Annotated in this window: 19 protein-coding genes and 2 pseudogenes; 6 read left to right on the top strand and 15 right to left on the bottom strand. The window is 44.6% G+C overall.

The features are described from left to right. Window positions 1–115: 115 nt before the first annotated feature. From KAI37_RS08150 to garR, 6 genes are all read right to left on the bottom strand, one after another. On the bottom strand, window positions 116–1,525 hold the full coding sequence (locus KAI37_RS08150) for a glycoside hydrolase family 1 protein (protein ID WP_076292517.1): 1,410 nt from the start codon (window positions 1,523–1,525) through the stop codon (window positions 116–118). A 76-nt stretch (window positions 1,526–1,601) separates the two neighbouring features. After that, window positions 1,602–3,482 carry a beta-glucoside-specific PTS transporter subunit IIABC gene (locus KAI37_RS08145; protein ID WP_076292516.1) on the bottom strand — a complete coding sequence of 627 codons (1,881 nt, stop codon included), beginning with the start codon at window positions 3,480–3,482 and terminating at the stop codon, window positions 1,602–1,604. Window positions 3,483–3,666: 184 nt separating this feature from the next. Next, window positions 3,667–4,524: a BglG family transcription antiterminator LicT gene (gene licT / locus KAI37_RS08140; RefSeq protein ID WP_076292515.1), complete on the bottom strand. Its 858-nt coding sequence runs from the start codon at window positions 4,522–4,524 to the stop codon at window positions 3,667–3,669. Window positions 4,525–4,745: 221 nt separating this feature from the next. After that, window positions 4,746–6,104: a GntP family permease gene (locus KAI37_RS08135; RefSeq protein WP_076292514.1), complete on the bottom strand. Its 1,359-nt coding sequence runs from the start codon at window positions 6,102–6,104 to the stop codon at window positions 4,746–4,748. Window positions 6,105–6,157: 53 nt separating this feature from the next. After that, the gene (locus KAI37_RS08130) at window positions 6,158–7,603 is read right to left on the bottom strand and encodes a four-carbon acid sugar kinase family protein (protein ID WP_220031037.1); all 1,446 of its coding nucleotides are present in this window, start codon (window positions 7,601–7,603) and stop codon (window positions 6,158–6,160) included. A gap of 42 nt (window positions 7,604–7,645) precedes the next feature. Then, a complete protein-coding gene (gene garR / locus KAI37_RS08125) occupies window positions 7,646–8,539 on the bottom strand; it encodes a 2-hydroxy-3-oxopropionate reductase (protein ID WP_053325116.1) in 894 nt (297 codons plus the stop codon). A 241-nt stretch (window positions 8,540–8,780) separates the two neighbouring features. On the opposite strand from garR, the gene KAI37_RS08120 reads away from it, so the two are divergent. Beyond that, a complete protein-coding gene (locus KAI37_RS08120; RefSeq protein WP_053325115.1) occupies window positions 8,781–9,401 on the top strand; it encodes a GntR family transcriptional regulator in 621 nt (206 codons plus the stop codon). A 93-nt stretch (window positions 9,402–9,494) separates the two neighbouring features. Here the strand turns inward: KAI37_RS08120 and KAI37_RS08115 are convergent, their stop codons facing one another. Together KAI37_RS08115 and KAI37_RS08110 are read right to left on the bottom strand one after the other, a co-directional pair. Then, entirely contained in the window at window positions 9,495–9,824 is a 330-nt protein-coding gene (locus tag KAI37_RS08115; protein ID WP_071640188.1) for a carboxymuconolactone decarboxylase family protein, read from the bottom strand. Then, window positions 9,821–10,207 carry a tautomerase family protein gene (locus KAI37_RS08110; RefSeq protein ID WP_220031036.1) on the bottom strand — a complete coding sequence of 129 codons (387 nt, stop codon included), beginning with the start codon at window positions 10,205–10,207 and terminating at the stop codon, window positions 9,821–9,823. The genes KAI37_RS08115 and KAI37_RS08110 overlap by 4 nt, the downstream gene beginning before the upstream one ends. A gap of 111 nt (window positions 10,208–10,318) precedes the next feature. On the opposite strand from KAI37_RS08110, the gene KAI37_RS08105 reads away from it, so the two are divergent. Further along, window positions 10,319–11,194, top strand: coding sequence for a LysR family transcriptional regulator (locus tag KAI37_RS08105; RefSeq protein ID WP_220031035.1), 876 nt, complete (start codon window positions 10,319–10,321; stop codon window positions 11,192–11,194). A gap of 163 nt (window positions 11,195–11,357) precedes the next feature. Here KAI37_RS08105 and KAI37_RS08100 read toward each other — a convergent pair whose 3' ends face one another. From KAI37_RS08100 to KAI37_RS08085, 4 genes and pseudogenes are all read right to left on the bottom strand, one after another. After that, the gene (locus KAI37_RS08100) at window positions 11,358–13,274 is read right to left on the bottom strand and encodes a PTS fructose transporter subunit IIABC (protein WP_220031034.1); all 1,917 of its coding nucleotides are present in this window, start codon (window positions 13,272–13,274) and stop codon (window positions 11,358–11,360) included. Window positions 13,275–13,341: 67 nt separating this feature from the next. Beyond that, the gene (gene pfkB / locus KAI37_RS08095) at window positions 13,342–14,253 is read right to left on the bottom strand and encodes a 1-phosphofructokinase (RefSeq protein WP_071640184.1); all 912 of its coding nucleotides are present in this window, start codon (window positions 14,251–14,253) and stop codon (window positions 13,342–13,344) included. 2 nt (window positions 14,254–14,255) lie between these two features. Continuing rightward, on the bottom strand, window positions 14,256–15,002 hold the full coding sequence (locus KAI37_RS08090; RefSeq protein ID WP_071640183.1) for a DeoR/GlpR family DNA-binding transcription regulator: 747 nt from the start codon (window positions 15,000–15,002) through the stop codon (window positions 14,256–14,258). 350 nt (window positions 15,003–15,352) lie between these two features. After that, window positions 15,353–15,568: pseudogene (locus KAI37_RS08085) on the bottom strand (O-methyltransferase); the annotation flags it as partial. On the opposite strand from KAI37_RS08085, the pseudogene KAI37_RS08080 reads away from it, so the two are divergent. After that, a pseudogene (locus KAI37_RS08080) lies at window positions 15,567–15,809 on the top strand (LysR substrate-binding domain-containing protein); the annotation flags it as partial. The pseudogenes KAI37_RS08085 and KAI37_RS08080 overlap by 2 nt on opposite strands. An 89-nt stretch (window positions 15,810–15,898) precedes the next feature. On the opposite strand, the gene KAI37_RS08075 reads toward KAI37_RS08080, so the two are convergent. Then, window positions 15,899–16,981, bottom strand: a complete 1,083-nt coding sequence (locus KAI37_RS08075; RefSeq protein ID WP_076292509.1) for an ankyrin repeat domain-containing protein — start codon at window positions 16,979–16,981, stop codon at window positions 15,899–15,901. Window positions 16,982–17,186: 205 nt separating this feature from the next. Here KAI37_RS08075 and KAI37_RS08070 point away from each other — a divergent pair, with 205 nt between their 5' ends. From KAI37_RS08070 to KAI37_RS08060, 3 genes are all read left to right on the top strand, one after another. Next, window positions 17,187–17,861, top strand: coding sequence for a Crp/Fnr family transcriptional regulator (locus tag KAI37_RS08070; RefSeq protein WP_071640181.1), 675 nt, complete (start codon window positions 17,187–17,189; stop codon window positions 17,859–17,861). A 76-nt stretch (window positions 17,862–17,937) separates the two neighbouring features. After that, window positions 17,938–18,750, top strand: a complete 813-nt coding sequence (locus KAI37_RS08065; RefSeq protein ID WP_076292508.1) for a DNA alkylation repair protein — start codon at window positions 17,938–17,940, stop codon at window positions 18,748–18,750. 89 nt (window positions 18,751–18,839) lie between these two features. Further along, the gene (locus KAI37_RS08060; RefSeq protein ID WP_071640179.1) at window positions 18,840–19,250 is read left to right on the top strand and encodes a DUF4183 domain-containing protein; all 411 of its coding nucleotides are present in this window, start codon (window positions 18,840–18,842) and stop codon (window positions 19,248–19,250) included. Window positions 19,251–19,343: 93 nt separating this feature from the next. Here KAI37_RS08060 and KAI37_RS08055 read toward each other — a convergent pair whose 3' ends face one another. Further along, window positions 19,344–21,038, bottom strand: a complete 1,695-nt coding sequence (locus KAI37_RS08055) for a methyl-accepting chemotaxis protein (RefSeq protein WP_220031033.1) — start codon at window positions 21,036–21,038, stop codon at window positions 19,344–19,346. A gap of 348 nt (window positions 21,039–21,386) precedes the next feature. Continuing rightward, window positions 21,387–23,369, bottom strand: a complete 1,983-nt coding sequence (locus tag KAI37_RS08050) for an AraC family transcriptional regulator (protein WP_220031032.1) — start codon at window positions 23,367–23,369, stop codon at window positions 21,387–21,389. Window positions 23,370–23,376: the final 7 nt, after the last annotated feature.

Here is a 23,376-nt window from a genome sequence, read left to right as displayed (position 1 = left end):
GGATAATTGTTGCTTAAATGAAATCAGCCTCTCCCCTAAGGTTTAAAAAAATATAAACACCTCCCTAAATGGAAATCTTCCATTTCAAGGAGGTGCTTTTTCACGGCTGCATTAATTAACGAATTTCACCGTTTGTGGAGATCAGCTTTTGATACCAATAGAAGCTTTGTTTACGAATACGACGCAGATCCTTGAGATCAAACTCCTCACGATCCACATAAATAAACCCGTAACGCTTGCTGGAGCCCTGATGGGTACTAACAAGATCTATTGCAGACCACGGACAGAAGCCGAATACTTCTACACCGTCTGTAATAGCCAGTTGAATCTGCTCAATATGCTTCTTGAAAAAGTCAATGCGGTAAGGATCATTCACTACATCCCCTTCTTCAAGCTTGTCAAAAGCGCCCAAGCCGTTCTCTGTCACGATTAGAGGCAAGTGGTAGCGAGAATAAATTTGGCGTAATGTGGTTCTAAAACCGACCGGATCAATCTCCCAACCAAACTCTGTCGTTTGCAGGTTGGGGTTGACGGAACCTCGATATGCTCCGGGTTCACCCACAATTTCATGCTGATCTCCTGTATGTGAAAAATCATTTCCGTCATCTAAACTTTCTCCTACGGTTTGAGAGGTATAATAGTTAAATGCGATAAAGTCCGGGTTCCCCTTCGCTAAAATGTCCATATCCCCTTCTTCAATGACAGGCTCATAGCCTTTCTCGACCAAATAGCTCCAGGCAATGTGATTGTAACGGCCAAATACAGCCATATCCAGATAGAGCCAGTTGCGAATCGCTGCATAGTTATCAGCCGCCAGTGTATCTTCCGGCTTGGAACTGGCTGGATAGATAACCCCGATATTCGGCGCTGGTCCAATTTTCGCGTCAGGTAGCATTTCATGGCACAATACCATTGCTTTCGCCTGCGCGACTAACATATGATGATTTTGTTGATACAGTATCTTTTGTGGATTTTCCAGACTTGTATCTAATGTGCCAATAGAACCGGGATGGAGAATCAGCATGTTCTGCTCATTAATGGTTAACCAATATTTCACCCTATCTCCAAAGTTCTCAAACAATGTTTTGGCATACTGTTCGAAGGCATCAATCGTCTCCCTCTTCGACCAACCGCCTTGTTTTTCAAGAGCATAAGGCAGATCAAAATGATACATAGTAACAATCGGTTCAATCCCGTATTTAATTAGTTCGTCAATTAATGAGCTGTAAAACGCGATTCCCTTCTGATTAACTTCACCTGCGCCCTGGGGATAAATACGTGTCCAAGCAATAGAGAAACGATATGCTTTAAAGCCCATTTCAGCCATCAGAGCTACGTCTTCTTTGAACATATGGTAATGATCACTGGTTACTTTAAAATCAGTGACCCCTTCGACGTGATTAGCCATATCAATGACAGAAGGTCCTTTTCCATCTTCGTCCCATGCACCCTCTACTTGATAAGCGGAAGTGGAAGCTCCCCAGAAAAAATTTTCAGGAAACGCCTTCAATTGATTATGTTTCATGATATAGTCCCTCCAGTTATAGTTATATCCTTCTGATGTTCGCAATTCATATATGTGATGATGATGCTTGCCAGTATCACACAACCAGAGTTAACAATACTTCATTTTTTTGAATCTGCTCCTGATTTGTCTCAAATACGTCCACTTTATGTTGCGTAAGTGTGACGATGACAGGTGTTACGATTTCGTATCCCGCTTCTATAATCTGTTCCCTGTCAAACTGAATTAGCAAATCGCCCTGTTTCACGCTGTCGCCTTCTTTAACCACTGGATTAAAATGCTTCCCTTTCAGGGCAACGGTGTTAATTCCGATATGAATTAATATCTCTGTACCCGCATTGGAAGTCAATCCTATGGCATGTCCTGTAGGGAACAGCGAGGTTACGACTCCATCTATTGGGGCTACAACCTCACCGACAGACGGTTCAATGGCTAACCCTTTTCCCATGGCCCCTGTAGAAAATGCAGAATCATTTACTTGACTCAATGGTGTGGTCCTGCCTGTGATCGGGCTGTATATCGTTTCTTTCTTGATATCAACGGCCTTGGTTGCTGTAACAACAGGCTCTGGTTCTGCTGTTTTCACGGATTCAACTGTTTCTGGGGCCTCCCCCTTCACCTTGCTTTCATATCCAAAAATAAGGATCAGCATCGTTGCAGCTATAAATGAACATGCAATGGCGATAACGTAAATTAAGGTTGGCGTATATACTGGAATTGCAAAAATGTTGTGAAAAACATAAGCCGTCATTTTCACTCCAAAATGTCCATTGATAGCCCCGCCTAGAGCGCCTGCGATAATGACAATCGGAATGACACGTTTATAACGAAGCACCAGACCATACACAATCGGCTCTGTCACACCAGCCAGCAATCCTGTAATACTCGTGGAACCGGCAAGAGTTCTAAGTGTTTTATCTTTTCTCGCCTTCAGGAAGATACCAAATGCGACACCAATTTGAGCAAATACAGCTGCTGCAGCCATCGCCTCAATCGGATCACCGCCAACACCGATATTTTGAATCGTAATGGGTGTAAAACCCCAGTGAAGTCCGAAGACGACCATAAAGGTCATAAAACCGCCAAGAACAATCCCTGACAAAATTCCACTTACACCGATTAACCATGTCACACCTGAAGAAATCCAATCTCCTACCCCTGTACCGAAAGGTCCGAAAGCCATCGCAGATAGCGGAACCATAATCATTAAAGCCAGCATCGGAACTAAAAATAGTTGTAAATCCTTAAGAATGATCTTCTTCAAAAACTTATCCACCAACGCATATATGCTAATGGATATGAAAATCGGGAAAACACTGGCGGAGTAGTTCATCATGACCACCGGTATTCCCAAGAACGATACATCAGAGCCTTTGTCCATCAGCCCCGTAAAGTTGGGTTCCATGAGAGCCGCACCGATCACACCAGCTACATAAGGATTCGCCTTCAGCTTTATACCAAGCGTGATCCCAAGTAAAATCGGCAAAAAGTAAAACACAGCATTCCCTGCAGCAGACAGGATCATATAAGTATCACTTGTTGCAGACATCCATCCCAGCAAGGTTAGAACCGTCAGGAGTGCTTTTATCATTCCCGAGCCCGCCATCGCCGGAATCAACGGGGAGAAACTGCCGGAAATGACTTCAAAGATTATGGATATGACCGATGTTTTTTTACCACTGGATTCACTGGCTGTAGAGGAATTCGATCCAAAATTCCTGTTTTTCATGATCTCCGCATATACATAGGCAACATGGCTGCCAATAACAACTTGAAATTGTCCTCCGCTTTCAACAACTGTAATGATCCCCTCGTGCTTCTCAAGCGCTTCTCTTTCGGCTTTTCGTGAATCCTTCAGGTCAAATCGGAGTCGTGTAGCACAATGGACAAGCCCATTGATATTTTCTTCTCCTCCAACGAGACGTACGATGTCTTCGCCCATTTTCTTATGGTCCATGTTCATTCTCCTCTTGGGCAGATTGCCAGAAAACAAAAAAATACCTAAACGAAAGGCCTGTATGATCAAAGAAAATGATCACTGCCATTCATTTAGGTATCGCCTGCTTAACCAGTAACAATCCTTATATTTAAGTTGTGAGCCTACTATAAATCACTTAGAAATCGTTTGCAAGCTTTTTTTTCTAAGAAGTAGCCATATCGTTTCTGGAGGTTACACGCTGTATATGAATCGTCAAATACACTTTTTCGTCAATTGACATAGCACTTTCATGCTTTAATTCCAAATATTGATTGATTAATTGGGTGCACTGAAAGGCCCTCTCGTATTTATCTTTGACTTGGTCATACAAGAAATTATCCCCCGAAGCTAGTTGTTCTTGTTCATTGCTCAGCAATCGTTGAGCAAAGTACTGCAAATGAGTAATAAACCGGGAATAATTGAACGAAGTTTCATCCAGTGTAATCTGATAGTAATCGGTTACAATGTTGAAAATGTCATCAATGACCTCGGTAATCTCAACCGTTTGTTTCATTCCCTGACCGTCTTGTCTTGCATTTACAAAATGCATAGCAATAAAGCTTGCTTCATGCTCATCCATTTGGATGCCAAATTGAGCATGGATGATGTCCAATGCATTCATTCCGATCATAAATTCTTTTTTGTAAAATTTTTTAATTTGCCATAACAGTGAATTTTTAAGTCCCACGGATTTTCTGTATCGAGAGATGGCAAATTGAATATGGTCAATCAGAGAAATATAGATATTGTCACTAAAAATATCTCCCATTTCCTTTTTCGCGCTGCCTACAATTTCATCCGCCACCTTTAAATACTCTACAGATGTTTCTCCAATGAGATCAATTAATTTTCGAGGAATTTTATCAGACTTTAATACAAAGGTTTTTTCTATTTTTTCCTCATCAACCCTCTGACCATTTTTCTTTTTAAAGCCTAGACCATTCCCGATGACAACAAATTCATGACCCACCTGATTTTCGGCCCGGATGACATTGTTGTTAAATATTTGCCGGATGATCATTTATCTGCTCACCTCATTGATGTAATGACAAAGTTTGTAATAACAAAAAAACCAAATAACGACTAAATCAATTAGTCATTATTTGGGTATCGCCTGCTAAACAGTAACAATCCCGAAGGGCACTTGACCCTTCATTCAATTACTCTTACTATACCGCTTTCAAAGCAGAATAACAATACAAACATGTTGAAAAGCCTTCTGGAAAGATAGGTTTGACCAAATCAGATAAAAATACTGAGTATCATCACGATGCCAAAAGCACTGAACCCGAGAATGGTTTCCATCACTGTCCACGTTTTCAGCGTTTGAGGTACGGACAGGTTCATGTATTCTTTAACAATCCAGAAGCCGGAGTCATTCACGTGGGACAAAATGATGGAGCCTGCTCCAGTAGCCAACACCAGTAGTTCCGGGCTTACCCCCGGCATCGTGGCTGCAATCGGAGCGACAATACCAGCCGCCGTTGTCATAGCTACCGTAGCGGAACCGACGGCAGCACGGATAAGACCTGCAATCACAAAAGCCAGTACAAGCGGAGATAAATGTGCATGCTGGGCAAAACCTGCAATCGCGTCACCCACACCGCTGGCAGTCAGAATCTTGTTGAAACCACCGCCTGCACCGATCAGCAGGATGATAGAAGCCACCGGACCCAAGCAATCGTTCGTGAATTTCAATAGCTGCTTGCTATCGAAGTTGCGTGCATAACCAAAAGAGTAAAGTGAGAACAGCAAAGCAATCAGCAACGCAATAATCGGACTGCCAATGAAATCAATGACCTGTCTGAAGACGTTGGCTTCTGGCAAAATCAGATCGACAATCGTCGCCAGCAGCATCAGAATGACGGGAAGCATAATGGTGAAGAGTGTAATACCAAAGCCCGGCAATTCTCTTTCTTTCGTTTCCGTAAATTGCTCCATCAATTCACTCGAAGTCTCCACCTTGATACGCTTGGAAATCCAACTTCCATAGATTGGTCCTGCAATCGCTGCAGATGGCAGCGCTACGATGAGCGCAAGAAAGATCGTTTTACCAATATTCGCGTTAAAGATACCTACGGCTAGCATCGCTGCTGGATGTGGCGGAATGAGACTATGCACAACCGCCAATCCAGCCACGAGAGAAATTCCGATTTTGATCAGCGAAGTTCCGGTATGCTTGGCGATAACAAATACGAGCGGAAATAATAGTACAATACCTACTTGAATGAATACCGGAATACCACAAATAACAGCGACCACCATCATGGCCCAGTGGACATTTTTCTCACCAAACACCCGAACCATGGTCTTGGCAATCTGCTCCGCACCACCAGACTCAGCCATCAGCTTACCCAACATCGTACCCAGACCAAGAACAATGGCGATAAATCCGAGCACACTGGCCACACCTTCTTGATAAGCTGTCACAATACTTTTCAGTGGCATACCTGCAATAAGACCCATAAACACAGCACCGACGATGAGCGCGACAAACGGGTTCATTTTGACTTTAGCGATCAGCAGAATCAGTCCAATAATAGAAATAAGTGCATACAATAACAAACTTGCATCATGACTGAGTCCGAATACGGAATACATGTTATAACCCCCTCATTAAGTAAGCGCTCTCTAAGTTTGTTGAAAAACAGGGGTTAACCCTGCTCGTTTTCAATTTTCTCTACGGTTTCCAGCAATGTTCGTTCTCCGCCCACATTACCAGGGAACACGATATACGGAATGCCGCTGAATTTGGCTTCGTCTCCGGTCAGCCACACAGGGATGCCTGCCGCAACCTGGCCGAGTACACGTGCTTTTCGGATAGCAAGACCTTTGGTTGCCACATCACTGGAAGTAATGCCGCCTTTGGCGATGATAAACTTAGGCACCGTCTCAAGCGACTGTACAATTTCGACCAGTGCACTGGATACCGTTTGACTAATTTTGAAATTATCAGCTTTATTATCTACCGCAATGAGTTTGCGGCTACTGTATACCACCACATTGTTGCCCGTAGCCAGTTGTGTATTGGCTTCTGCGATAACGCGGCTTAATTCCTGTGTGTAACCCTCAGAGTCCAACACCCGTTCCACATCAATTTCAAGACCCACAATTTCCGGGTACGTAAGTAACTGTTCCAGCTGTTTTGTTGTTTTTTGAACATAGGAACCGACAACCACAATACCACCGTGACCTTCCTGCCCACTTGCAATCAGTCGTTCCTTTGGCAAATATTCCTGGTCAGATATCCCGGCATACGATTTCACAAAAGAAGCGGCTGTGCGGAAAATAAACGTTTTCCCTTGCTCTTCTGCTTTCAGCAGCCCCAGTGACAGTACATCCATATCCGCATACGAAAGTACGTTGACGATGATCGGTACGTTATCCTTCGCTTCTAGCAATACCTCTTGCACAGAATCCGGGCCCTTGCGAATCTGTTCCAGTGAAATAACAAGACATTCCGAGGCTTGAATACGGCCTTCTGTCTTTTCTTCTACCCAAGCCGTTAAATCGCCGTTTTCATAGCCAAAGACCTTATCCTTAGCAAACTCCGACTCATGTACGGGGATTAGTGTATCGTCCTCCACCATGTAGTGGGTGTTGCCCCCGGTTACTCGTCCAGCTTCGAAAAAGGCTGGAATGATCAAATGACCGTCGTAGCTCCGTCCACTTTGACGCGATCCTTCTTCTGCCAGTACGTTCGTTTCCAGCGGGTAATACCCACGCAACATGGAATCACTACGGCTGACAAAGGTAAATGATTTTCCCTTTTCGGTGGCGACAGCCTGCACGTTGCGAGCAATCTCGCGGTTAATCCGTTCTGCGGTTTGTGCATCAAGTCCGCGTGTATTGGTCAGGATATAAAAAAGCGTTTCCGGTGAGTCGAATGCTTCACGAAGCAATGCTTCATCCCACTGCGTCAAAACGTCGATATCATGAACGGTTTGTACCCCAGTCGGATCATCGTCCAATACGATAATTTTCCGTCCTCTGGCGTCATTAATCCGGCGAATTTCCTGACGCAATCCTTTGCTGTCCCATTCAGGAGGCAATTCTGCTTGAAGAGCTGACAACGAAGTATATCCTGCATTTACATTCATGTGATCTCCACCTTATTCAAATTCTTGATTAGCATGCTCTAGCTACTCTGCTTTTACCTGTACGCCTGCGAGTTTTTCAAAATATTGCACGATTCCGCCGTGATCATCCGCCGCTTTACCATCCACTTTGAGTGCGTGAAATATTTCCAGCAGTTGGCTACTAAGCGGCAACGGTACACCGATGTCATGCGCCGTTTCCATAACGTTCGTGATGTCCTTGAGGTTAATATCAATCCGACCCCCAGCTACAAAATTCCGTTGCAAGATCAAAGGAACTTTAGCATCCAGTACCGCACTACCTGCCAATCCACCACGAATCGCTTGCACCATTTTTTCAATACTAATTCCCGCCTTGGCTGCAAATACAAGCGCTTCGGACATGGCTGCGATATTCAGGTTCACCATGATCTGGTTAGCCAGCTTTGCCGTTGTGCCACAGCCGTTATCACCAACCAAGGTGACATCCTGACCCAGCACATGCAGAACATCCAAGACATGCTCAAACACTGATTCTTTGCCACCAACCATAATCGCCAATGTCCCATCAATTGCTTTCGGTTCGCCACCACTGACAGGGGCATCCAGCATGTGCAGACCAGCCTCAACGGCTTTCACCGACAGCTCTTTGGAGACGACTGGAGAAATCGAGCTCATATCTACGATAACGCTTCCAATACTAGCCCCTTTTAAAATCCCGTTCTCACCCAAAATGACTTCTTTCACATGATTGGAATTCGGCAGCATCGTAAAAATGATTTCACTGCGCTCCGCAACTTCCTTCGGGGATGCCGCTGCATGTGCGCCTGACGCAACCAAAGCAGCGACGGTGTCCTGATTAATATCAAATACGGTCAGCTCATAGTCCGCTTTCAAAAGATTTAACGACATCGGACGACCCATAATACCTAATCCAATAAATCCAATTTTCTTTGTCATGTAAATTCCCTCCATAGCTTTTTGAATTCGATTTCCTATTCAGGATTTTAGATAAATCCATTTGTAAACGCTTTTTATCACATGTAAGCGCTATTAATTCGTTTTTATATCTGCGATTGTACACAATAAATTCGTTTTTGTATACAAAAAAATAAAATTTGTATCAATTTTTATCAAATACATAGGAAAGACATTGTTTAACCTCTATCTTTTCGCTAAAGTAGACGTAGAGGTGAATGACATGCAGTACAGCAGCAATAACTCTCGAACGGCACACCAGCAATCTTATGAAACACTGCGTGATATGATCCTGAACGGAACCATCCCTCAAGGAACCAAGTTGGTCGAGGAAAAGCTTGCCACGCAGCTCGGTGTAAGCCGCACGCCTATCCGTGAATCCATCCGCAAATTGGAGCAGGAAGGGCTTATCGTCAATAAACGTGTAGTCAAGCTATCTGAAACCGATCTGCGTAACACCTTTGAGCTACGGATGCTGCTTGAAGGGCATGCGGCGCGCAGCGCGGCTACCTACTTGTCCGAGACAGAGCTACTGGCTTTGGAGCAATGTGTGGACATCGGGCGTTCCGGCTCGCTGGATGAGGTGATGCATGCGAACAAAGAGTTTCATGAGATCATTATGAAGGCCAGCAATAATTCGATGATGATTGATTTGTTTGATCGGATGCAATCCGTTATTTATTTATTCCGTCATACCGTCGTCTACTATCATCGTCCCTTTCTGATTGATGAGCACCAGCATATTTGTGAGGCTATCCGCGCACATGACGGCGATACAGCAGAACGGCTGATGAAGGAGCATCTCCAGGCCGATCTGGACTTTTGCCTGCATCTGATCAGATAGTCCTTCGCTTCTCCATTTCTATGCCATGCAAAAAAACCGCCAAACACTCGGAATCCCTTGTGCTTAGCGGTTTTTTTAGGTCCATACTTAACTCTATTTCTCTTTACAAAATACCTCTTTGGCAACCTGAATAGCTGAGGCTGCCCGGGGCCACCCTACATAAAAGGCAAGCTGTGTAATGACCTCAACCAGCTCTTCCTCAGAAATCTCGTTCTCCTTGGCCAGTTTCAGATGATACGGAAGTTGATTTACATGCTCACCCGCTACCAATGCGGAGACGGTAATGAGACTCCTTTCTCTGAGAGATAGCTCACTTCTTCTCCATACATCTCCAAAAAGAACATCCTCTGTATAACCTACAAAAGCGGGAGCAAAATCACCGATCGTTTCCCGAACACTCGATCTGATCAATTTATGCTTCATACAATCATCTGGGCAAGTCCGTTGCCAAAGGACCAATCCTCTAATTCAGTCTCTATCAGTGTCACAAATACATCCTCCGGTCTAATCTTACATTTAATAGATAAGAGTTCCGCTAACTTTTGGTAGAAACTCTTTTTTTGTTCCGTAGTTCTACCCGTTCCCATTGTAATTTGGATATACAGCAGCTTGTCTGTTCTGGGTACATTCAAATAATCGGGACTATAATAAAACTCGCTTTGCTTATGAGCATGAAAAACCTGAAAGTAATCTTTTTCCGGAACCTGAAAATGTTCGATCAAAGCGTTCATGATACAACGACTAATCCAAGGCAGCTCTTGCTCTGTGTATTGCTGCTCCATGTATCCAACTCGTACAAATGGCATGTTCATCTCTCCTATCAGTTGGGATAAGATAATTGTACTCCCCTTACTTTCATCTGTATAATTAAAAATAATCATAAATATATTCAATTTCATCGATGGAGATGAGCATGCGTGGATCTGAAAGAATTAACTACATTTCGTACCATAATCGAAGAAGGAACGTTTTCAAAAGCTGCTGCCAAATTAAACTACGCTCAGTCTACAGTCACGAGCCAAATCCAGAGGCTAGAGAAAGAGCTGGGATTTCAGCTTTTTAAAAGGGGTTGGGATGCGGAGTTAACGTCCCCAGGCAAACTATATGCCGAGGAGATAGACGGGCTTATTCAGCATTGGAATTTTGTAATGGACCAGGCGAAGTCTCTGAAAAAGGAGGAGATTGGCACGCTCCATATCGGTGTGATTGAAACGGTGGCGGCTACCGTACTGCCCTTGGTTCTGCGTCAGTTTCGAGAGCATAAACCAAATATTACATGCCATTTTACAGTTGCAAACACGGATGCACTCGCACATGCTTTGGTGGACGGTAAGCTGGATTTTGCAATCTCCGGGGAACCTCACTTGATTCCTTCCTTACACTTTGAACCCTTGTATAACGAACACATCGCCTTTATTGTGTCCCGTAATCACCCTTTTGCAGTAAAAAGTGAGCTTCATCTCGAAGATCTGTACGAGTATCCGCTTATCGTCGGAGGTAAGAACTGCTTGTACCATATACGACTGGAAAAAGAGCTTTCCCGCTTCTCGTCGATGCCGTTTTTTTATACTGTCAGTCAAATCTCGTCGATCCCCACATTCGTAAAAACGATTCCTTCAGTTGGAGTGATTCTATCGTCAATGTCTATGCAGGAGGAACTGGTCACCGTCCCCCTCCAGTTAACAGACCCGAATATTCCTATTGGACTCCTACAAAACACCCATCACCAGCAGTATATGTCTTCGGCCCGAAAGCTGTTTATACAGCTGGTTAAGGAGCTTTGTAGGCTATAGCTCCAATGCAATAACTACTAATAAGCTATATAGACAAAGCCGACATCTCTGCATAAAGAAAAAGCCGCCAAACACTCAGAAACCTGGTGTTTAGCGGCTTTACTATTTTGAAGGCCTAAGGAAATGTGGCCCTCTTTTTATTTTTCCACTCCTGTGATACCCGTTATTTCGCTTCGAGCGGTTTTTTCCACAATCCCAGAATGAGCGCGGAAATCACGGAACCAATCGCGACTGCAAGCAAGAACAACAAAGCATGATTGGCAAGAGCTGCTACAAAAATTCCGCCATGTGGAGCTGGAAGATTGATTTGCCAGAACTGCGTCAGACCACCAGCAATCGCTGAACCTACAATACAAGAGGTCAGGACACGCAGAGGATCAGCAGCTGCGAATGGAATGGCTCCTTCCGTAATGAAGGACAATCCAAGTACATAGTTCGTCAAGCCAGACTTGCGCTCTTGCTCAGTAAACTTATTTTTGAAGAACGTCGAAGCTAATGCGATCGCCAACGGAGGTACCATACCACCCGCCATAACAGCCGCCATCATAGCTCCGTTCGTGTTACCACTGGAAGTAAAGACACCGATCGAAAATGCGTAAGCTGCTTTGTTAAAAGGTCCACCCATGTCGATCGACATCATTCCGCCCAGAATCAGACCCAAAATAACCGCATTACCTGTTCCCAAATTGTTCAGAACATTGACAAGCCACGTATTAATACCACCGAAAATCGGATCGAACAGGTAGAACATAATCGCGCCTGAAATTAGGAGTCCAAATACAGGGTATAACAAGATTGGTTTTAAACCATCCAGTGCTTTCGGCAGACCTGCAAAAGCTTTACGCAGGAAGATCACCACATAACCAGCCATGAAACCAGCTGCCAGACCGCCAAGGAAACCTGCATTAGAGTTTACAGCCATCAGACCCCCAACCATACCTGGCATCAGTGCCGGGCGGTCTCCAATGCTCATCGCGATAAATCCGGCCAGTATCGGAATCAGGAAGTGGAACGCACCTGTTCCGCCGCCAATTGTCTGCAACAGTTGGAACAATACATTGTCTTTTCCTGCCACTTGTTCAATCAAGAAGGAAATTGCTAACAAAATCCCCCCACCTACAACAAATGGCAGCATATGAGAAATACCGTTCATTAAATCCTTGTAGATTTTGCTACCAACGCTGCTCTTCTCCGCTTTCGACTCATCAGCGCTGCCTTTACCTTCACTACGATAAATTGGGGCATCGCCGTTCAGCGCTTTGCGGATCAGTTCCTCAGATTTACGGATACCGTCGCTTACCGGTCTTTGCAATACAGGTTTACCGTCAAATCTGGCCATTTCAACCTTCTTGTCAGCTGCGACGATTACACCTTTGGCACGGCGAATTTCATCCGCTGTCAGTACGTTTTGTGCGCCTTCCGAGCCGTTCGTCTCTACACGGATATTTACACCCATTTCTTTCGCTTTCTTAATGAGAGCATCTTCTGCCATAAACGTGTGTGCAATGCCTGTAGGACAAGCGGTCACTGCAACCACAAACTCGTCAGAATTCGGATTGCCAACGATAACGTCTGGCGTTTGCTGTGCTTTGGCAGCCTCTTTTGCTTTCTTGGCAGCTTCTTCTTCCGCCTGCTTGGTATCAAACAGCATAGCTACTTCATCCGGTGTTTGCGTTTTCATAAGGTTCCCGATAAAATCGGTATCAATCAACAGCCGGGAAAGGGCAGCCAGTGTGCGAAGATGCGTATTTGCTGCTCCCTCCGGAGCCGCAATCATGAAGAATACTTTCGCCGGCTCACCGTCCAACGATTCGAATTCTACGCCTTTACTGCTTTTGGCGAAAACGACGGTCGCTTCATTCACGGCTTTGGTCTTGGCATGCGGCATCGCAATGCCGCCGCCAATTCCAGTGCTGGACTCTGCTTCGCGTTTGTAAATCATTTCTTTAAACAACGCCCGGTCATTAATACGTCCACTTGCTTCGAGACTAGCGATGAGCTCCTCAATCGCCTCGTCTTTTGTCGTCGCCTGCAGGTCCATGATCATCGTTTCTTTAATCATCAGGTCTGTTATTCTCATTTTTCACACTCTCCTAAGTTCGATCAGCGTGTTGACACACGCATAATAAGCTCATGATGCAGATGGATTACCGTTTTGAAATCGTGACTTGCGGCCGTAATTGTTCAATCTTCTCTCTAGTAGCCAGATCATCGGAGAACGCAGTTGCGCTTCCGGATGCCACTCCTGCACGGAATGCTTCGATCGGATCGCCATGAAGAGCCAGCGTACCCACGAATCCAGCAATCATTGAATCACCTGCGCCTACAGAATTTTTCACCGTTCCTGCTGGTACATTTGCGTGATACACTTCATCTGCCGTAATGAACAAAGCCCCTTCTCCTGCCATGGAAATCAGTACATTTTTTGCACCTGCTTCCAGCAGCTTACGACCGTAAGTGACGATCTCCTCCTTTGTATGAATAGTTACGCCAAACAACTCAGCCAGCTCATGGTGATTCGGCTTGATGAGCAGCGGTTTATGAACCAGTGCCTTCATCAGCGCCTCACCTGTGGTGTCGATGACGAATTCAGCTCCAGTTTGCTGGCATACGCTAATCAGCCGATCATAGAAGTCTCCTCCAAGTGACGGCGGGATACTTCCTGACAAGACGACAATGTCATTTTTCTGGAGTCCCGCCAGCCTTTGCACCAACGCATCGGCCTCTTGCTGACGAATCGCAGGTCCCAAACCGTTAATTTCCGTTTCATCGCCATGCTTGAGCTTAATGTTAATCCGTGTGTCATCTTCGATAATTACAAAATCAGTTTTAATGGATTCTTCCCGCAATGTATCGTCGATAAACCTGCCTGTGAATCCTCCGAGAAAACCAATCGCCGTGCTATCTGCTCCCAACTGGTTCAGTACACGTGATACATTAATTCCTTTACCACCTGGCAGTTTTAAATCACGTTTCATCCGGTTCAAATCACCAAGCTTCAAATCGTCAACTTCCACGATATAATCAATGGAAGGGTTCAGCGTTACTGTATATATCATTGTTATCCCTCGATTATCTTAGTTTTCTGAGCGATGGACCGGCGTGAGCGTTCTGGCATCGATTCGGTAATAAGTATAGCTTCCTTGAGCTCGAATAGTTTGGCGAAGGTTACTTCTCCAATTTTGCTGGAATCGGCCAACACATACGTTTTGCCGGACAGCTGGTGGGCTCGCCGCTTGATTAGCGCCTCTTCAGGATCAGGAGTCGTATACCCCATCTCCATATCCACGCCGTTCGTTCCTAGAAAGCACTTGTCGAATCGAAAATTGTCCAAATTTTGTAGAGCAATACTCCCAATTACGGCTTTGGTATGAATTTTCATCATCCCTCCCAGTAGATAGCTTCTGATTCTTTTGCTTACCAGTGCTTCTACGTGAGATAGACCATTCGTCACGACCGTCACGTCTTTAGCTTCAATGTAAGGAATCATCGCCATCGTTGTTGTTCCCGCATCCAGATAAATACATTCGCCATCCAAAATTTCTTTGGCTGCCATACGGGCGACTGCGTTTTTTTGTTGAACGTTTTTGAATGTTTTTTCTTCCATGCCAGGTTCCTGACTTTTCTGATTCAGTAAGGTTGCCCCACCATGAATCCGTTTTAACAACTGACGGCCCTCAAGATCTATCAAATCGCGCCGAATTGTTGATTCAGAAGCTCCCAACAAATCAGCCAATTCCTGCAACTTTACAACACCACGTTCTTGTAAGCGCTGTATTATCAAATTGTATCTTTCTTCCGTCAGCATTTTCATTCCCCCAACTGTTTATATCGTACCATAAACCTGACAAAAAACAATCATTTTTCTTCAAAAAGATTCAAAAAAATTCATATCCGATTCATTTTTTTACAAAATGGTGAATTCCCGCTCCAATCATCATGATTGCGTTTACATTTTAAAGAAAATCCATCTACTTTTATGTAAATTCATTCTTCTTACATAGGAATTCAGCAATAAACGTTCAAAAACGTTCTGATGCTTCCATCAGCACCATTTTACCATTAAGCGCACAAATCGTCCCAACCTTCTCTACTCAGAAAAAAGCTAAACACCGGGAACGCTCTCCTCTGTGTTTAGCTAAACGAGACGCTTCATGCTCAGTCCTTAACGATTCCAATGACGAAACCGTCATACCCCTTGCTCCCCACGGTTTGAATAGCTGTAGCTGTAATTCTTGATTCTTCAGCCAGCATATCATAAAACTTTCTTACTCCCTGCACCCGAGGGTCTGTGCTATAAGCTTGAACTACTTCTCCTTCACGGATAACATTATCACCGATAATAACGGTAACAGGATGCGAGAAGCGAAGTGCCCCCCAAGTCACCCTAAACTTCACAGGGCTGCATGAGGCGATTACCGCAGTTATTGCCGGATATGGTGCCAACTTTGTGTCCTCACTGGTCGTGCGTGAATATGTAGAACGCGGCGAGCTGTGCCGGGTATATGTAGAAGACATCCAGCTTCTCAATTCAATCGCCATCTGTACCCGCAAGAACGAACCCCTATCTACCGCTACTCTAAATCTCATTCAGCTCATACGTAACCATTCCTGATGAGCATTAGGCACCTGTGTACACTAGCGCTGTATTTTAAAATAACAAGAGCCATGACTGCGTGCATACCTCATTCATGGCTCACCTCGTTATGATAAATATTCACCCTCAATAATCTTCTCCAGATAATCTTCCGGGAGTGCAAGAAACTCGGCAAAGCTGCACACATCCGCATATTCCTGATGCTCCTCGTCATAATAACCCAGGCACTTCTGCTTCGGATTCCACACCAATATAATATCCGAGTAATTATCTACTTTTAGAGACAAACGCAACAGCTTTTGCCGACCCACCTTCATCTCAACCGTATCTATGAATGAGAAGAACTCAACAAATTGAATATCAAGATCATTTTCTGACAGGTCCACACGGGGCTGATCCCCCGTCAGAAAGGCTATAAGCTCCTTCGGAAGCTTGTAGCTTTTTAAAGCATGTCGTTTATTTTCCAGATTATGAAATGCTGGAGGCTCTAAGGACTTTAAATACTCAGCCATTTCCACGTTTTTATTACTTAGTGCAATTGTATATGCCCGTTCTCCATCTTTTTCTGCCAGCGTCACATCAGCGCCTTGCTGAACCAAATACTTCACCATCGCAAAATCGTTGTTGCGTGCCGCCACTGTCAAAGGCGTGGCTTTATAAGGATATACCATATTTGGAGCATTGAAATTAATATCTACGCCATGTTCCAATAGTAATGCTACTGTTTTCAGGTCATGCTTACTAACTGCGTTGCGGAGTGTTGCTCCAGCATGCTGCTTCATATCGAGGCCCAACTCATGGATAAGCAACATATTGCTTTTGTTACCGTAGTAGGCTTGCTCATAGGCACCGGATTTGACATGATTTTTCCCGTCCAGCTTGGCGCCATGGGCAACCACATAACGGACAATCTCTTCGGTACCATAGCGAACAGCCGTCAGGAATGCGGGATTATCCTTCACATTAAGTTGAACCCCCTCTTCGACCAGTAGCTTCAAGACTTCCATTTGCTCAGTGATGAGTGTAATATCCAATGGACTTAATGTCGTATATTTGCTGAGTACGATTCCTTGTTCTATATCCCAGCCTTCGGTCAGAGCTTGGCGTAAAGCGGATATATTGCCTTGAACGATATGCATCGCTATCTCAGGAAGAACCTCGAAATTGCCTACATCTTTTAATTTAATCATCGTTATTCCCTCACTCTTTATGTACCTACTATCAAACATGCATATCTATTTTATACCAACCTCCCCTTTACGTAAATCCGACAGATTCCCCAAAATTCATTATTCAATCTAGCGCAAACAAGTGAGTAATAGAGGTCAAAATACCTTAGAGAAGCTATAATTGTATTATGATTCTGTATACCCTGTGCAACGAAAAGGAGAACATATGAATAGCATTCAATACCTGTCCCAATTTAATTTGCTTCATAGTCTCTCATTAGAAGATTTAATTGAAATGGACCAAATGACCTCTATTACGACTATAGCGAAAAAAACCTTTATACAAACCCCAGAGACCTTTTCCGAGGGACTTTATTTTGTGAAAAAGGGAAAAGTACGTCTGTATAAGCTAAACGCTGACGGAAAGCAATTTACTTTGGACATCCTCAGCGAAGGAAATGTATTTGGTGAAATGGATATGATTTCACTAGGGACAAGGGATATGTATATAGAAACGATAGAAGAATGCGATATCTGCCGGATGGACAAAGACCGATTCGAGCATTTTTTAATAGAACATCCCCGGTTCATGATGAACATGATCAAGGTGTTAAGTGACCGAATCTCAGGAATGAGCAGTCTGGCCCAGCATTTAGCTTTGGGAAATTTACAGGATAAAATTTTGTATGTTCTTATGAAATTGTCCGATCAGTTCGCCCTCCAAAGCCGTGAAGAGTATTGCAAAATCAATTTTCCTCTCTCCCATCAGGAAATTGCGAATCTGGTCGGGGCCACCCGTGAGGCTGTAACAACTGCCCTTCAGGAGCTTGTCAAAGAAAAGGTCATTAAAACCGGCTTTAAGACGATTTACATCCATCGCGAAAAGCTAATGAAGTTGTAAACTACATTACATCTATACTCCAACCCAAAAAAGTATCGTATACCTATCAGACAATTTACGATATGGAGTGGATGTAATGTTACAACGTAAAGGTGCTCGCAAAGGAACAGATATTCCTAAGGATGTGCTTCGGCTACTACAGCAGGGGCGGCTTGAGACGGTGAATCTCACCGAATGGCTGGCTGTCGATCATGTTGTACTATTGCAATATACTCTTGATGAATTTGGCTTGCAGCGATCATCCGATGTCTTCATGACCGAATTGAATCAGCTGAAGGAAAAGAAGATCATGAAAATGATACCCGCAATCGCGCGAGCGTGGCTTCATGTGTTTGAGCAACAAGCGATAGAAGAACGTATTCGCATCTTTGATGCGATGGCCTCCCATCTTTCAGACAGCATTCGCTGCTGGGCGGCCTACATCATCGGGGTTGATCCCCGTTTAAGTATAGAGGAAAAATTGGCTGGCATTCGCCCCTTTGCAGCGGATTCCCATTTCGGTGTACGTGAAATGGCCTGGATGGCCGTGAGAGAATCCATATCCTTGCAACTGCTTGAAGGGCTTGCCCTGTTAGACAGTTGGGTGCGAGATGAGGATGCTAACATACGTCGTTTTGCCATTGAACTAATCCGGCCACAAGGCGTTTGGGCCAAGCAAATCCCTGAACTAAAAGAACATCCCGAGCTGGCTCTTCCTCTCTTGGAGGCTGTTCAGTCCGATCCGGCCAAATATGTCCAGGACTCCGTTGGTAATTGGTTGAATGACGCCAGCAAAACCAACCCAGAATGGGTTCTTCAAGTTTGTAATGCTTGGCTGATGATTTCGGATACCAAAGAAACGAAGCGAATAGTAACCCGGGCCCAAAGAAGCTTGAACAAAGAGAAATAATTGGAAGACCCCTCCCCATCCAATCCATATCTAGAATATTCACATAAACTATAATATTTATCTGGAATATTAGGAATGGAGGAATTCCTATGTCTATTATTCGAATCTATCTGGAGGCAGACAGTATCGTATCTGGAAACATTGCTATCACAACAAGTATCAATGTCACTCCAGTGGTTAATCGTTACACAGCTATTGTCGTGCTTGGTAATATATTAGGTGGAGTGACCACTATCCCGGCACAAAGTTTTACGAATGATAGTGGTACTTCAGTCGCGGCAAACAGTCTTGTTGTTCCGACCAGTAGTGGATACTACAATGTATTTGTAAATGGGACGTTGCAGCGAGGCGGCTTAACAACGCTTTCTGCTACAAATCTAATTATAAATACAGGCCTGATTGTTGGTGCAACAGTAGTCGTTGAGGTTGTTAATTTCAACTCTAGTGCTTCCTCAACCTCTGTCAACAATGTCACAGTAACGACTACCATAAGCGACTGAGAGAAAACCTTCGTAAAATTACTATAAAAAAACCGCCAAACACAGGGTTTCCCCTCGTCTTTAGCGGTTTATTTCTCTTTGAACCTCGAATATTTAAATCTTGAAGTTCTCCACAAGCACCTGAAGCTTCTCGGCCAGTGATGAGAGGAGCGCTGCGGAGGATTCCACTTCTTGCATGGCAGCAAGCTGTTGCTCCGAAGAGGCGGACAGGGACTCTGCCCCTTTAGCCGTATGGTTAGAGACCATTACGGTATTCTGAATGGCTTCAACGAGCCCTTCAGAGATCAGCGCCAGATCCCGAACTGTGGCTGATATTTGCTCGCTTTGGGAAGACATGTCGGAGATGGAGACTTCAATCTCAGAGAAGGAGCGCCCGGCTGATACGATCAACTCCTTGCCCTGCATCATTTCGTCCGTGGAACGCTTCATAGTTTCTCCTGCTTTGTCCATTTGGGCGATAATCAGACTGATCAGCTCGCTGATTTGTGTGGCAGAATTGGCAGAACGTTCGGCCAGTTTGCGGACAGAGCCAGCGACAACGGCAAAGCCCTGACCTTCTTCTCCGGCGCGCGCAGCTTCTATCGCTGCATTCAAAGACAGCAAGTTGGTCTCCTCGGCGATGCTGGCAATGGTGCCAACAATGTTCTCAATCTCCTTGGAGTGGCTGCCAAGCGTATGAATAATGCTTGAGAGATCGCCGATGCTTTCGCTGACAACTCCCATTTGGGAGGTGGTGGAATCCATCGATTCCCGGCCAAGGCGTGCTTTCTGGACATTATCCGCGGCCTTGTTCATTGCGATGTCCGCATTGCCAGCAATATCGCTGATGAAGCGGGACATATCCTGAATAGCTTTATAGCTTCCTTCCAGGTTTTGCAGTTGGGTATGCGCCCCATCAGCCAACTCAATCGTAACATTCGCGCTATGCTCTCCAGCACGGTTCGTTGCCTGTGCGCTGGCAGACAGCTCTTGAGAGGAAGAAGCGACCAGCATAGAGGTGTCATTGACCTGAGTAATCAGGTTGCGCAGGTTCATGGTCATATCATTGAAGTCGCGGGCCAGCGTCCCGATTTCATCCTTGTTTTTGAAGAGAAGCGGTTCATGAGTAAGGTCGCCCTTGGTAATGGTGTTCACAGAGGCTGACAGCTTGGTAAGCGGACTTACCATATGGCGAATCAACAGGTAAACAACAAGGATAGCCACGATGAAAATGGAGCCGCCAATAATAAAGGGCTGAACAATAATATCCAACGTCCGTTCCTGAATTAACGAGCCGTCAAAATTGATGGCCATCAGTGCAACAATGGGCTTGGTGGGATCATGGTCCTGATAAATGGGGCCGTATCCAGTTTTGAGCGTGGTTCCTTCATATGTATAAACCTTGGAATATGCTGAATGCTTCATGGTGGTTATCATTTCTTTGTCTTCGTCTGTGAAGTAAAAGGAATCGCCAGCTTGATAGCCTCTTTGCTTGAAGTTGGCATCGGCGGCCAAAATTTTTCCATCCAAAGAGATAATAAAAGCCTCCTTAAAAATAGGCTTATGTGCTACAATCCAGCCGATCCGGTCTTCAATAGCAGCAAGTTTGCTGTTATCTCCACTGACCAGAGCCGATATATCCGCAGGATCTATAAGGCCAGTCGTAATATTGGCGCAACCCACCAGCTCGATCCCAGCAGCTTCATCCACTTGATGATAAGCAGTACGATATCCGAAGTATCCAATGGAGGAGCCTACGAGAAGCAGTATGATGAGCATCATCCAGGTTAATTTTGTTGCCAGCTTCATTATTTGAACCACCAATCCTGACTCTAATAAATTTTTGTGACTATCCGTTTTCACTGCTACGATTATAGCCTATCAACACTTACTATAATATGGCATTCCAGTGTCGGAAGATGTCGTTTTTTGTGAGAATAGTCACTGTTTTTTGTAAATGGGGACGTTGCAGCGAACGGCAGTCATTAATGGCGGCGTGGTGAGGACTACAATAAGCGACTGAGGTGAGTATCTCTGTTGAATTACGACAAAAAAACTGCTAAACACAGAGGTTTACCCTCGTTTTCAGCAGTTTTTTGTCTATGAATCAAGTGTTCCATCGGTAGCGTATTTTCGATTTTATAGCTGTATTCAGCTTTATTTTTTGTGGGCTAATAAGAGATTAACTATGGTATCCAGCTGAAGCTCCAATGAATAAGGGTCTTCCATCACAAACTCATCCCCTTTATCGCTGAATGAACCGTACATATAAACCTGTCCTTTTTTTACAGCCGGAAGGCCTTTCCATAGCTCACTATGCAGAATCTGATTAGCCCCTTCATCTTCTGAACCGTATACAAAGATGTGATCTCCCATATACTCGGGTAAAACCTCAAGCGAAATATTTTCAAATCCTTCTTTCATGTTCAATGCCTTCTTGGTAGGTGGCAGCTTTAGCATCTGATAAATGGTCGGACTTCCGTAATTGCCGCCTTTCGCTGCCAAAACGTATATCGATTTATTGGCGACTTGTACAATTGAAACCGTCTCTCCATCTTTAACGATACCTTGAATTTTCGTTCTAGCCTCTGCAGCTTTCTTCTCATATTCAGTAATCCACTGCTCGGCTTCTTTCTGCTTGCCAAAGATTTCGCTAATTCTGCGGAATTTATCCAGCGGTCCCGCTGTAGATTCTCCCTCCCAATACGGCAGGAACACGGTCGTTCCTACCTTTTGGTAGCTATCGATGTTCTTTTCGATTGAACCGATAATTAAATCCGGTTGCAGAACGGTCAGTTCCTCCAAATCCATAGGAAATTCACCGAGATCCTTGATTCCGGCCAACTTCTCTTTGGGATATCCCGATTGATCAATCCAAGCCTCATTCAGCATAAAGCTTCTGACCCCCACCGGAATAATCCCCAGCTTCAAAAGATGACCCATATACTGATCCGATGCGACTCGTTTCGGGTTTGCAGGTACTTCCACATCGCCTTTTAATGTCTTAACCGTTCTTGTCTGTGCTTGCACTGCCGCTTGTCCATCGCTGTTGGATGTTGTCGCTGTATGATTAGCCTTCGTTTGCGAGCTTCCGTTTGTATTCGTCGAAGCCGAGCAAGCTCCCAGCATCAATGATAAACACAGCATAATCATCATGGCCGTTATTTTAACTCTTCCGTGCATAAACAAATCTCCTTCCGCGTTATACCGATATTGATAATCAATATCAGTATAACGTGCGAAAGATGTCCGCTGAAGGGCATATTTAAGCATCGTTTGGGGCATATCCTGATCTTGCTTCCGGGCATGATGCTCCCGCTCCTTTTTGAATCGTACGGGAGATAGTCCCTTATATTTCTTGAAGCTGCGACTTAAAGAATGGGCATCTGGATATCCCACACGCTCTGCGATCTCCTGCAAAGTGGCGTCCGTCTGCATGAGCAGTTCTGCCGCTCGATCTGCTCTTACTTGGCCCAAGTAATGAATCGGACTGGTATGCATTTTATTTTTGAACAACCTGGATAAATGTCCAGTACTGCATTCTAGCTCCTCCGCAATGGACTCAAGTGTCATAGGCCGACTAAAATGCTCACGAATATAGGCTGCAGCCTGCGATACAAGATCGGGCTTAAGAGGCTCAATGCCCTGTCGATACAACTGCTGCAACAACTCATATACAAATTGTTGAAATAAGGCTTTGACATGCAGTTTGCCAAGTGCAGAAGCTTCACGCCATTCTTGCTCCAACAGCTTCACTTTATCGTACAATGGCAGTGGGTAACGAGGTGCGAAAGCATACTGGTTCTGAAAAGGATTTTCCTTTTCCAGCAATTGTGCAATCTCTTTGCGGCTAGGCAGGGCCAACGTTGCCTTGTACAAAATGATGTAATATTCAAGCACCTCTTCCGCCAGGATACTTAGGCACATTCCTTTTCCGCCATGCAGTACATGAAAACGCTCTACCCTGTGAATACTGTCATCCAACCGTACCCGTGCGTTTCCACGCACGGCATACAAGAACGCACTGGCAGGAAGTCGATAGGTTCGTAGCTCCTCCCCTTTTTCGATCTTCTTATGACGAACATCCATTACCTGTATAAAAACATGATTCCACAGCAAAATGTGATCATTCAACTTCATTGCTTTT

The organism is Paenibacillus sp. S25, from assembly GCF_019454085.1.
GTDB classification, from domain to species: Bacteria; Bacillota; Bacilli; order Paenibacillales; family Paenibacillaceae; genus Paenibacillus; species Paenibacillus polymyxa_B.
Note: the sequence above shows the minus strand (reverse complement) of the source record. Positions and strands in the feature narration are given on the sequence as shown.

Coding starts and splice junctions, on each gene's coding strand:
- KAI37_RS08150 (WP_076292517.1), bottom strand. CDS start 1,525: ATGAAACATAATCAATTGAAGGCGTTTCCTGAAAATTTTTTCTGGGGA.
- KAI37_RS08145 (WP_076292516.1), bottom strand. CDS start 3,482: ATGGACCATAAGAAAATGGGCGAAGACATCGTACGTCTCGTTGGAGGA.
- licT (WP_076292515.1), bottom strand. CDS start 4,524: ATGATCATCCGGCAAATATTTAACAACAATGTCATCCGGGCCGAAAAT.
- KAI37_RS08135 (WP_076292514.1), bottom strand. CDS start 6,104: ATGTATTCCGTATTCGGACTCAGTCATGATGCAAGTTTGTTATTGTAT.
- KAI37_RS08130 (WP_220031037.1), bottom strand. CDS start 7,603: ATGAATGTAAATGCAGGATATACTTCGTTGTCAGCTCTTCAAGCAGAA.
- garR (WP_053325116.1), bottom strand. CDS start 8,539: ATGACAAAGAAAATTGGATTTATTGGATTAGGTATTATGGGTCGTCCG.
- KAI37_RS08120 (WP_053325115.1), top strand. CDS start 8,781: ATGCAGTACAGCAGCAATAACTCTCGAACGGCACACCAGCAATCTTAT.
- KAI37_RS08115 (WP_071640188.1), bottom strand. CDS start 9,824: ATGAAGCATAAATTGATCAGATCGAGTGTTCGGGAAACGATCGGTGAT.
- KAI37_RS08110 (WP_220031036.1), bottom strand. CDS start 10,207: ATGCCATTTGTACGAGTTGGATACATGGAGCAGCAATACACAGAGCAA.
- KAI37_RS08100 (WP_220031034.1), bottom strand. CDS start 13,274: ATGAGAATAACAGACCTGATGATTAAAGAAACGATGATCATGGACCTG.
- pfkB (WP_071640184.1), bottom strand. CDS start 14,253: ATGATATATACAGTAACGCTGAACCCTTCCATTGATTATATCGTGGAA.
- KAI37_RS08090 (WP_071640183.1), bottom strand. CDS start 15,002: ATGCTGACGGAAGAAAGATACAATTTGATAATACAGCGCTTACAAGAA.
- KAI37_RS08075 (WP_076292509.1), bottom strand. CDS start 16,981: ATGATTAAATTAAAAGATGTAGGCAATTTCGAGGTTCTTCCTGAGATA.
- KAI37_RS08070 (WP_071640181.1), top strand. CDS start 17,187: ATGAATAGCATTCAATACCTGTCCCAATTTAATTTGCTTCATAGTCTC.
- KAI37_RS08065 (WP_076292508.1), top strand. CDS start 17,938: ATGTTACAACGTAAAGGTGCTCGCAAAGGAACAGATATTCCTAAGGAT.
- KAI37_RS08060 (WP_071640179.1), top strand. CDS start 18,840: ATGTCTATTATTCGAATCTATCTGGAGGCAGACAGTATCGTATCTGGA.
- KAI37_RS08055 (WP_220031033.1), bottom strand. CDS start 21,038: ATGAAGCTGGCAACAAAATTAACCTGGATGATGCTCATCATACTGCTT.
- KAI37_RS08050 (WP_220031032.1), bottom strand. CDS start 23,369: ATGAAGTTGAATGATCACATTTTGCTGTGGAATCATGTTTTTATACAG.